Origin of the sequence: Nonomuraea lactucae, from assembly GCF_003313395.1 — a bacterium.
GTDB lineage: Bacteria > Actinomycetota > Actinomycetes > Streptosporangiales > Streptosporangiaceae > Nonomuraea > Nonomuraea lactucae.
Genome location: NZ_QNFZ01000250.1, coordinates 26,243 through 35,836 on the forward strand (window position 1 = coordinate 26,243; position 9,594 = coordinate 35,836).

Consider the following 9,594-nt stretch of genomic DNA (forward strand, 5'->3'; position numbering starts at 1 on the left):
GCGCGTCAGAACAGCGTCGGGTTCTCCGGCTCGATGCCGCGCAGGGCGTCGTAGTCGAGGGTGACGCAGTCGATGCCGCGGTCGGAGGCCAGCACGCGAGCCTGCGGCTTGATCTCCTGCGCGGCGAAGACGCCGCGGACCGGGGCGAGCAGCGGGTCGCGGTTGAGCAGCTCCAGGTAGCGGGTGAGCTGCTCGACGCCGTCGATCTCGCCGCGCCGCTTGATCTCGACGGCCACCGTGGCGCCCGTCGCGTCGCGGCAGAGGATGTCGACCGGGCCGATCGCCGTCATGTATTCGCGCCGGACGAGAGAGAAGCCGTCGCCGAGCGTCGTGATGTGCTCGGCCAGCAGCTCCTGAAGGTGCGCCTCCACGCCGTCCTTGATCAGGCCGGGGTCGACGCCGAGCTCGTGGCTGGAGTCGTGCAGGATCTCGTCCATGGTCAGCACGAGCTTCTCGCCCGTCTTGCCATGGGTGACCGTCCAGGTCCCGCCGTCCTCCTTGAGCTTGCACGGCGGGTTCATCCAGTTGAGCGGCTTGAACGCGCGGTCGTCGGCATGGATGGAGACGCTGCCGTCGGCCTTGATGAGCACGAGCCTCGGCGCCATCGGCAGGTGAGCCGTGAGCCGTCCGATGTAATCCACGCTGCATCGCGCGATGACCAGCCGCATGACGGTACACCTTAGCGGTTCTGGAAAACTGGACGCATGGCGTTCGAGAGGGTGGGAGTCGTCGGCCTCGGCACGATGGGGGCCGGCATCGCGGAGGTCTTCGCGCGGGCGGGACTACGGGTGATCGGCGTCGAGGCCGACGCCGAGGCGCTGGCGAGGGGGCGCGGGCACGTGGAGAGGTCGACCGGCCGCGCGGTCGACCGGGGCAAGCTGAACGAGCGCGAGCGCGCGGAGATCCTCGGCCGGATCACGCTCACCACCTCGCGCGACGACCTGAGCGACGCCGACCTCGTGGTGGAGGCGATCCCCGAGATCCTCGACTACAAGGTGGCGCTGTTCAAGGATCTCGACCGGATCTGCAAGCCCGAGACCGTGCTGGCCACCAACACCTCCTCGCTCTCGGTCACCGCTGTCGCCACCGCGACCGGCCGCCCCGGCCGGGTGGTCGGCATGCACTTCTTCAACCCGGCCCCGGTGATGCGGCTGGTCGAGGTGGTCGGCACGGTGGTGACCGCCCCCGACGTCGTGTCCGGCATCGCCGACCTGTCGGCGCGGCTGGGCAAGACGTGCGTGGCGGTAGGAGACCGGGCCGGGTTCGTCGTCAACCGGCTGCTCCTGCCCTACCTCAACCATGCCGCCGTGCTGCTGGACCTCGGCGTGGCCGGGCGCGACGACATCGACGCGGCCATGGCGCTCGGCGCGGGACTGCCCATGGGGCCGTTCGCGCTGCTCGACCTCATCGGGCTCGACACCGCCTATGAGGTGATGTGCGTGCTGTTCGACGAGACCCGCGACCGGCGCCACGCCCCCTCGCCGCTGCTGCGGGAGCTGGTCACGGCGGGGCTGCTCGGCCGCAAGACAGGCCGCGGCTTCCACGGCGAGGAGACGGCGCACCGCGAGCGCGACAGGGCCGAGTTCATCACGTTCGGCGTCGAGGGCGACGACGCCGGCCCGATCGTCGAGCAGCTGCTGCGGGCCGGGTTCAAGACGTCCGACGAGCCCGACGTGGTGCTCCGGCTGGCCGACCGGCCCGTGATCGAGCACGCCGTACGCCTGCCGACCCCCTCGGCCATGGTGGGCGTCCACCTCGTCGGCGACAGGGTGGCCGAGGTGGCCTCCACGGCGCTCACCTCGCCCGCGGCCGTCGCGGCGGCCAGGGACCTGATGAAGGTCATCGGGCGCACGCCGGTGCCGTGCAAGGACCGGGCCGGTTTCGTGGTGGACGCGCTGCTCTACCCCTACCTCAACGACGCGGTCAGGATGCACGACTCCGGCTACGCCTCGATCGCCGACATCGACGCCGCCATGCGGCTGGGCTGCGGCTACCCGGCCGGGCCGTTCGAGATGCTCGAGTCCATCGGGCTGCGTCGGGTCCGCGACGGCCTGAGAGCCCTCTACGCCGAATACCGCGAGCCGTCGTTCGCGCCCGCTCCGCTGCTCGACCACCTGGTCACTGCCGGCCTGAGCGCCTTCCCACGGCCATGAGCCCGCGCCGCGCGCGTCGCAGGGACGACCCGCGCCCCATGGGGTCCCCCCGGGGCGTCGACCGGGTCGAGGAGTGGCCGGACGGCGAGTGGAAGGTCCGCATGCTGACGGGCGGCTCCTCGGCCAAGAGCTACCGCTGCCCCGGCTGCGACCAGGAGATCCACGGCGGCCGGCCGCACCTCGTCAGCTGGCCCAACTGGCCGGGAGGCGACGAGGAGCGCCGCCACTGGCACCCGGCGTGCTGGCGCAAGAGACTTGACCGCGGCCCGGGCCGCAGCCGCTACTAGACGGCGCGGCGACCCCCGATGATCGAAAGGGACCGAAGGTGGAGATTCGCGCGGCGACCGTGCTGCCGGCCAGGCGAGAGCCGATCGAGCTGCACACCGGTGACGGCCTGACCCTGGTCGGCGAGCTGGCTCTGCCACTCGATCGGCCGCCGGTGGCCACGCTGGTCACCCTGCACCCCCTGCCCACGCACGGCGGCTTCATGGACAGCCACGTCTACAAGAAGGCCGCCAATCGCCTGCCCGCGCTCGCCGACCTGGCGGTGCTCCGCTTCAACACCCGGGGCACGTCCTCGGAGCGGGGCACCTCCGAGGGCGCGTTCGACGGCGGCGAGGGGGAGCGGTTCGACGTGGCGGCGGCCCTGGAGTACGCCGACTACCATGACCTGCCCCGCGTCTGGGTGGTCGGCTGGTCCTTCGGGACCGAGCTGGCGCTCAAGTGGGCCCACGACCCGCTGGTGGAGGGCGCCATCCTGCTCTCGCCGCCGCTCCACCGGGCCACCGACGACGACCTCGACGCCTGGGCCCGGTTCGGCCGCCCGCTGGTGGCGCTGGTGCCGGAGTTCGACGACTACCTCAGGCCCGACGAGGCCCGCGCCCGCTTCGCCCGGGTGCCGCAGGCGGAGGTCATCGGGGTGGAGGGCGCCAAGCACCTGTGGGTGGGGGAGCCGTACGTGCGCATCGTGCTGAACGAGATCGTCAAGCGGGTCAACCCCACTGCCCACCCCCTTCCCACGCACGTCTGACGGGTGGGTGACCGGCGGATCGTGGACACGCGGCCAGTGCACCGCCGGGCCCGCCGCGTACGGGGCCGCCGCGTACGGGCCCGCCGCGTACGGGCATGGCGCCAGGGGTCCGCCAGTCAGTAGAATCTTATTCGGTTCCAGTCGGAGGAGGCAGCGTGGGCGCGTTCGATCTCAGCGGGAAGAAGGCCGTGGTCACCGGGGCGTCGAAGGGGATCGGGCGGGCCATCGCGCTCGCCTATGCCGAGGCCGGAGCCGACGTGGCGCTCGTCTCGCGCTCGGCCGGCTCCCTCGCCGAGGTGGCCAAGGAGGTCGAGGCCCTGGGCAGGCGGGCCGCGGTGATCCCCGCCGACCTGACCGACCGCGACGCCGCCACCGGCGCGGTCCACGCGGCCATCGAGGAGCTCGGGCACCTCGACATCGTGGTGAACAACGCCGGAGGGTCCAACTTCATGACCGAGTTCAAGGACCTGCGGCTGTCCGGCTGGGACAAGCTCATGCGGCTCAACCTCGACTCGGCCATGGCCGTGTGCCACGCGGTCGCGCCGCACCTGCTCGACCGGGGCGGCGCGGCGGTGATCAACGTCGCGTCCGTCGCCGCGCTGGGCGCGCCGTTCCTCGCCCCCTACGCGGCGGCCAAGGCGGGCGTGGTCGCGCTGACCAAGACGCTGGCCGCCGAGTGGGCGCCTGCCGGCGTACGGGTCAACGCCCTCTGCCCGGGGTGGACGGCCACCGACCTCAACCGCAACCTCTGGCAGGACGAGGCGGCCAGCCGCGCGACGCTGTCGGGGGTGCCCATGCGGCGCTGGGGCACGCCCGAGGACATGGCCTACCCGGCCGTCTTCCTGGCCGGCGAGGCGTCGAGGTACATGACCGGCCAGGTCCTGTTCATCGACGGCGGCGCCACCGCCATCGGCGGCGCGTGACATCCCGGCCCCGGCTCCGCTGGTCCCGCCCGCCTCAGGACAGCGGTCCCACGGCGCCGGTCTGAGGGCGCCGGTCTGAGGGCGCCGGTCTGAGGGTGCCGGTCCCACGGCGCCGATCCGCGAGGGCGCCGGGGGGTCGGGCGGCTCCTTGTCCACGGGATCGGGTGGCTCCGCGGCCGGGGGTGCCCCGTCGTCTCAGCGGGGTGCCGGTGGGGAGGCGGGGCGGGCGGTGGGGACTGGTGGTGTTAAGGGCGGATATCGGTATCCGTCCTGGAGTGCTTGTCGCGGCGAACAGGTCTACCGTGTGATCGTGCAGCTCTACTCGAGATCAGCCGGGACGGGGCTCCCGGTCGTACTGCTTCACGCGTTCCCGCTCTCCTCGGCCATGTGGCTGGCGCAGCGCGAGGGTCTCGCGCCGATGTGCCGGGTGATCACGCCTGATCTGCGCGGGTTCGGGGGCTCGCGGCTGGGCGAGGAGGAGCCGTCGGTCGATCTGATGGCCGACGACGTCGCCCGGCTGCTGGACGGGGAGGGGGTCGACAGGGCGGTTATCGGCGGGCTGTCCATGGGCGGCTATGTGACGATGGCGTTCTGCCGCCGCCACCCCGACCGGCTCCTGGGCGTGATCCTCGCCGACACGAAGGCCGGCCCCGACCCGCAGCCGGTGCGCGACAAGCGCGAGAGCATCGCGCAGGCGGTGCTGTCCGGCGGCAGCGGCGTGCTCGTCACCGACGTGCTGCCCGCGCTGATCGGGCCGACCACCAAGGAGCGCAGGGCCATGGTGCACGGGCGGGTCAAGGGTCTCGTGCAGTCGGCGCCGCCCGGGGCGGTGGCCTGGGCCCAGCGCGCCATGGCGGGCAGGCCCGACTCGTTCGAGACGCTGGCCGGGCTCAAGGTGCCGCTGCTTGTCGTCGTGGGGGAGGAGGACGAGCTCACGACCCCGGCCGATGCCGAGGCGATGGCACGGGCCGTACCCGAGGGCAAGGTGGAGATCATCCCGAAGGCCGGTCACCTGAGCGCGGTCGAGCAGCCCGAGGCGTTCAACACGGCGGTGTCGGAGTTCCTCAGGTCTGAGCTTGCCGGGGCAGCACGATCTCGCGGATGATCAGCGCGATGGCGGCGGCGACCGGGATGGCCAGCAGCGCGCCGACGATGCCGAGCAGCGCCCCGCCGAACAGGGCGGCGATGACCGTCACGGCCGGTGTCACGTCCACCGAGCGCTTCATGACGCGTGGGTAGATGAGGTAGTTCTCGACCTGCTGGTAGACGATGAAGAAGACCGCGCACGCGATGCCGGCGGGCACCGACTGGAGCAGCGCCACCCCGGTCACCAGCACCGCGCCGAGTGTGGCGCCCACCAGGGGGATGAGGTCGGTGAGCGCCACCACGAGCGCCAGCGCCAGCGCGTACTTCACGCCCATGATCGACAGGAAGATCCAGCTCAGCACGCCGGCGATGACGGAGATGAGCACGTTTCCGGCGACGTAGCCGCCGATGCCGGCCAGGATCTCCTCGGAGATCGCGCCGGTCCGCTCGCGTCGCGAGGCCGGGACCAGCTTGAGGAGATACTCCTTGATCGTGTGCAGTGAGCCCAGGAAGTAGAGCATGAGCACGAGCAGCGTCACCGTGGTGAACACCCCGTCGAGCACCACCAGACCCGCTCCGACCACCCCGGACGCCAGGGAGGGCCCGAGCGTCCCGGTGACGAACGAGGCCAGCTTCGGCAGGATCTGGTAGTCGGCGTCGAGCCGGCGCAGCGTCGGATGGTTGCCCAGCTCGGTGACGTAACCGGGCACGGCGGCCACGAACTCGGCCAGCTGCTTGCTCACCGGCGGCACCACCGCCAGCCCGAACAGCGCGAACGCCACGATCACCCCGGCGAACACGATCGAGATCGCTCCCCGCCTGCCCAGCCCGCGCCGCTGCAGCGCCTCGACCGCCGGGTTCAGCCCGACGGCCAGGAACATCGCCACCACGACCAGGATGATCACGCTCAGCGAGGCGATGACCATCTGCGCGATCGCGATCGCCGTCAGCACCCCCAGCCCGCCGACCAGCCCGAACAGGAAGGGCCCGCGCGCCAGCGGCTTCCCGGGCAGCCCGTACGGCTGCGCGCCGCCCCCTTCCCCGCCCGCGGGGCGCGCTTCGGGGGTGGTGTCCTCCGGGGCAGCGGACGTGACTTCTGCGGACACGGGGGGCTCCTGGAAGGTCTGGATCAGAAAGGGGGGCGGGGCCGACAAGTCCGGACGAGATGCCGGGAACAGAAAGAGAGCCTAGCGACCATGTGGTCGCCAGGCTCTCCTCAGCCGTCATGCAGCCCCAGTGCGGCGGCTACTCCTGCCACCACTCCGCGTCGTCCTCGGACTTCGCCTGCTGCTTGGCGGGTGCCGGTGTGGACGAGGGCGCGGGCGTCGGCGCGGGCACCGCCGGCTTCTCACTGGCGGGCGCGGCGAGCGCCGGCTTCGCCGGGGCCGCGACCACCGCGGGCTCAGGCTCCATGCCCGGCAGCGCGGCGCCGCCGAGCAGCTGGCGCAGCTGGGCCAGGTGGCTGGTGATGCTGTCGCGCTGGCGGGTGAGCTCGTCGACCTGACGCTGCATCGACGTACGGGTGCGCTCGGCCTCGTTCTTCGCCTCGGTGACGATCGTCTCCGCGCTGGACTTGGCCTCGGCCACGATCTGCTCGGAGTTCTTGCGGGCGTTGGCGACCAGCTGCTTGGCGTGCAGGTCGGCCTCGCGGCGGGTCTGCTCGGCCTGCTGCGTGGCCTTGGTGGCCCTGGACTCGGCCGTGGCCGCGCGCTGCTCGGCCTCGGCGACCAGCTTCTGCGTCGCCGCCTGCGCGGTGGCGTGGCGCTCCGCCTCCTGGCGCTCCGCCTCCTCGCGCCGGGAAGCCAGCTGGATCTCGAACTCCGCCTCGTCCTGCGCCCGCTTGGCCTCGGACTCCTCCAGCACCCGCTGCGCCTGCGCCCGCATCTCGTCGGCCTGCCGCTTGGCGGTGGTCAGCACCTCGTCGCGCTCGCGCTTGGTCGAGGCGCGCAGCTGCGCCACCTCGCGCTCGGTCGTGGTGCGGAGCTTGGCGATCTCGCGCTCGGCGTCGGCCCGCTTCTCGGCCACCTCGTGGTCGGCGGTGGCGCGCAGCTTGGCGACCTCGCGCTCGGTGGTGCTGGTCAGCTCGTCGGCCTCGCGGCGGGCGGTCGAGCGGATCTCGTCGGCCTCCCGCTCGGCCGTGGTGCGCATCTCATCGCTCTCGCGCGTCGCCTGCGCCCGCTTCTCGGCGGCCTCGGCCTCGGCGGCGGCCCGCATGTCGGCGGCATCAACCTTGGCGGCCGCCTTGATCTCGTTGGCCTCGGACCGGGCGGCCTGGACGAGCTCGGTGGCCTGCTCCTCGGCCAGCCGGAGCAACTGCTCGATGCGGGCGCCGAGACCGGAGTAGGTCGGACGCTCCTGCTCCTGGAGCTGCCGCTGGGAGTCGGACAGATCGCGCTGCAGGGCGGTGGCCTGCTCGCGGGCCTGGCGCAGGTCGGAGTCGAGCTGCTTCAGATGATCGTGCACCTGGTGGCGGTCATAGCCACGGAGGACCACGTCGAACTCGCGTGCGGGGGCGTCCTCGAAGAAGTTGTTGAGCTGGGCGTCGATGTCGGACTGCATGGAGGCTCGATCCTGGGTTGTCGAGACGGCTACACGGGGCCGGACGGAGGGTTCGGGGCAGCCGAGCCGGGAGCCTGTGCCTCGCGGCAGGCTCCCATGTCCGGTGGAAAGCCAGCGTACTCCGCTGCTGCCGAGTCTGAAGCCCCGTCCAAGTTTCTGCGTGACTAGTTACATATGAACGTTTTTTGTGTTTACTGCGGTGTCGGAGCCTGTACCAGCTCCGTGAGCATTCCTCCCACGTCCTTGGGGTGCAGAAACGCGATCTCTGAGCCCATTGATCCGTGTCTCGGGCGCTCGTCGAGGAGTCGTACGCCTTTTGTCCCGATTTCTTCCATTGCCCGCGCCACGTCGGGCACGCCGAACGCCACGTGGTGGACGCCCTCCCCACGCTTGGCCAGGAACTTGCCGACGGGCGAGTCAGGGGAGAGCGGTTCGAGAAGCTGGATGTAGGAGCCGCCGCCCTCGCCGTCGGCGATGTGGAGCATGGCCTCCTTCACGCCCTGCTCCTCGTTCACCTCACGCGCCACCACGGTGAGGTCGAACGTCGAGGAGAACAGCCGGATCTTCTCCTCGAGATCGTTGCAGGCGATCCCTATGTGGTCGATGCGCAGGAACATGTGTGGTCCACCTCCATGGCCAACGGCTTTCCGCCCGTGGGTATGGTGTCAAAGAGCCCCCGGACCGCGCACAGGAGGTCGCCCCATGACTGGTTCCGTCATCGTCGCCGGAGCACGCACGCCGATCGGCAGGCTGCTCGGATCCCTGTCCGGGCTGGCGGCGGTGGACCTCGGTGGCATCGCCATCAAGGCGGCCCTCGAACGCGCGGGCGTCGGGCCCGAGGACGTCGAATACGTGATCATGGGCCAGGTGCTCCAGGCGGGCGCGGGCCAGATCCCCTCCCGGCAGGCCGCAGTCAAGGCCGGCATCCCGATGACGGTCCCGTCCGTCACGATCAACAAGGTCTGCCTGTCGGGCCTCGACGCCATCGCCCTGGCCGACCAGCTCATCCGGGCGGGTGAGTTCGACATCGTGGTGGCCGGTGGCATGGAGTCGATGACCAACGCGCCCCACCTGCTGCCCGGCCTGCGCAAGGGCGTCAAGTACGGCGGCGCCGAGGTGCTCGACTCGATGGCCCACGACGGCCTGTTCTGCGCGTTCGACCAGTGCGCGATGGGCGAGTCCACCGAGCGGCACAACACCCGCCTCGGCATCGGCCGCGAAGAGCAGGACGCCCTGTCGGCCCGCTCCCACCAGCTCGCGGCGGCGGCCACCAAGAACGGCGTCTTCGCGGACGAGATCGTGCCCGTGGAGATCCCGCAGCGGCGCGGCGAGCCCGTGGTCGTCGAGGAGGACGAGGGCGTGCGCGGCGACACCACGGCCGAGACGCTGGCCAGGCTCCGTCCCGCCTTCGCGCCCGACGGCACCATCACGGCCGGGTCGGCCTCGCAGATCTCCGACGGCGCGTGCGCGGTCGTCGTGATGTCGCGGACCAAGGCCGAGGAGCTCGGCCTGCCGTGGCTGGCCGAGATCGGCAGGCACGGCAACGTGGCGGGCCCCGACGCCTCGCTGCAGTCGCAGCCGGCCAACGCCATCAAGCAGGCGCTGCTCAAGCAGGGGCTCACGGTCGCCGACCTCGACCTGATCGAGATCAACGAGGCGTTCGCCAGTGTGGCGCTCCAGTCGGCGAAGGAGCTGGACGTCCCCCTGGACAGGGTCAACGTCAACGGCGGCGGCATCGCGCTCGGCCACCCGATCGGCGCCTCGGGCGCCCGCATCGTCCTGACGCTCGCCCACGAGCTCCGGCGGCGCGGCGGCGGCCTGGGCGCGGCGGGCCTGTGCGGCG

At 71.7% G+C, this 9,594-nt stretch carries 10 protein-coding genes; 6 read left to right on the forward strand and 4 right to left on the reverse strand.

Annotated elements, in window-relative coordinates:
* Nucleotides 1–5: 5 nt before the first annotated feature.
* A complete protein-coding gene (gene nucS / locus DQW85_RS15800; protein WP_113701068.1) occupies nucleotides 6–668 on the reverse strand; it encodes an endonuclease NucS in 663 nt (220 codons plus the stop codon).
* 36 nt (nucleotides 669–704) lie between these two features.
* Between nucS and DQW85_RS15805 the strand changes: the two genes are divergently transcribed.
* The 5 genes from DQW85_RS15805 (at nucleotide 705) to DQW85_RS15825 (ending at nucleotide 5,211) form a co-directional block, all read left to right on the forward strand.
* Nucleotides 705–2,153, forward strand: a complete 1,449-nt coding sequence (locus DQW85_RS15805; protein WP_113701069.1) for a 3-hydroxyacyl-CoA dehydrogenase family protein — start codon at nucleotides 705–707, stop codon at nucleotides 2,151–2,153.
* A 38-nt stretch (nucleotides 2,154–2,191) separates the two neighbouring features.
* On the forward strand, nucleotides 2,192–2,440 hold the full coding sequence (locus tag DQW85_RS15810; RefSeq protein WP_240197206.1) for an ATP/GTP-binding protein: 249 nt from the start codon (nucleotides 2,192–2,194) through the stop codon (nucleotides 2,438–2,440).
* A 38-nt stretch (nucleotides 2,441–2,478) separates the two neighbouring features.
* Entirely contained in the window at nucleotides 2,479–3,183 is a 705-nt protein-coding gene (locus DQW85_RS15815; RefSeq protein WP_113701071.1) for an alpha/beta hydrolase, read from the forward strand.
* 155 nt (nucleotides 3,184–3,338) lie between these two features.
* Complete coding sequence (locus DQW85_RS15820) at nucleotides 3,339–4,106, forward strand: SDR family NAD(P)-dependent oxidoreductase (RefSeq protein WP_113701072.1); 768 nt, start codon at nucleotides 3,339–3,341, stop codon at nucleotides 4,104–4,106.
* Nucleotides 4,107–4,416: 310 nt separating this feature from the next.
* A complete protein-coding gene (locus tag DQW85_RS15825) occupies nucleotides 4,417–5,211 on the forward strand; it encodes an alpha/beta fold hydrolase (RefSeq protein ID WP_113701077.1) in 795 nt (264 codons plus the stop codon).
* On the opposite strand, the gene DQW85_RS15830 is transcribed toward DQW85_RS15825, so the two are convergent.
* The 3 genes from DQW85_RS15830 to mce form a co-directional block, all read right to left on the reverse strand.
* Nucleotides 5,171–6,298, reverse strand: a complete 1,128-nt coding sequence (locus DQW85_RS15830) for an AI-2E family transporter (RefSeq protein ID WP_113701073.1) — start codon at nucleotides 6,296–6,298, stop codon at nucleotides 5,171–5,173. The two genes, DQW85_RS15825 and DQW85_RS15830, sit on opposite strands and share 41 nt — an antisense overlap.
* 139 nt (nucleotides 6,299–6,437) lie before the next feature.
* Nucleotides 6,438–7,751 (reverse strand): DivIVA domain-containing protein, encoded by a 1,314-nt coding sequence (locus DQW85_RS15835; protein WP_113701074.1) that lies wholly within the window; start codon nucleotides 7,749–7,751, stop codon nucleotides 6,438–6,440.
* 191 nt (nucleotides 7,752–7,942) lie between these two features.
* Nucleotides 7,943–8,368: a methylmalonyl-CoA epimerase gene (gene mce, locus DQW85_RS15840; protein ID WP_113701075.1), complete on the reverse strand. Its 426-nt coding sequence runs from the start codon at nucleotides 8,366–8,368 to the stop codon at nucleotides 7,943–7,945.
* 85 nt (nucleotides 8,369–8,453) lie between these two features.
* Here mce and DQW85_RS15845 point away from each other — a divergent pair.
* A partial coding sequence (locus DQW85_RS15845) for an acetyl-CoA C-acetyltransferase (protein ID WP_162795025.1) occupies nucleotides 8,454–9,594 on the forward strand: 1,141 nt, incomplete at its 3' end.

Bases quoted from the DNA above. Each gene is read 5' to 3' on its own strand.
- nucS (WP_113701068.1), bottom strand. From the start codon at position 668: ATGCGGCTGGTCATCGCGCGATGCAGCGTGGATTACATCGGACGGCTC.
- DQW85_RS15805 (WP_113701069.1), top strand. From the start codon at position 705: ATGGCGTTCGAGAGGGTGGGAGTCGTCGGCCTCGGCACGATGGGGGCC.
- DQW85_RS15810 (WP_240197206.1), top strand. From the start codon at position 2,192: ATGGGGTCCCCCCGGGGCGTCGACCGGGTCGAGGAGTGGCCGGACGGC.
- DQW85_RS15835 (WP_113701074.1), bottom strand. From the start codon at position 7,751: ATGCAGTCCGACATCGACGCCCAGCTCAACAACTTCTTCGAGGACGCC.
- mce (WP_113701075.1), bottom strand. From the start codon at position 8,368: ATGTTCCTGCGCATCGACCACATAGGGATCGCCTGCAACGATCTCGAG.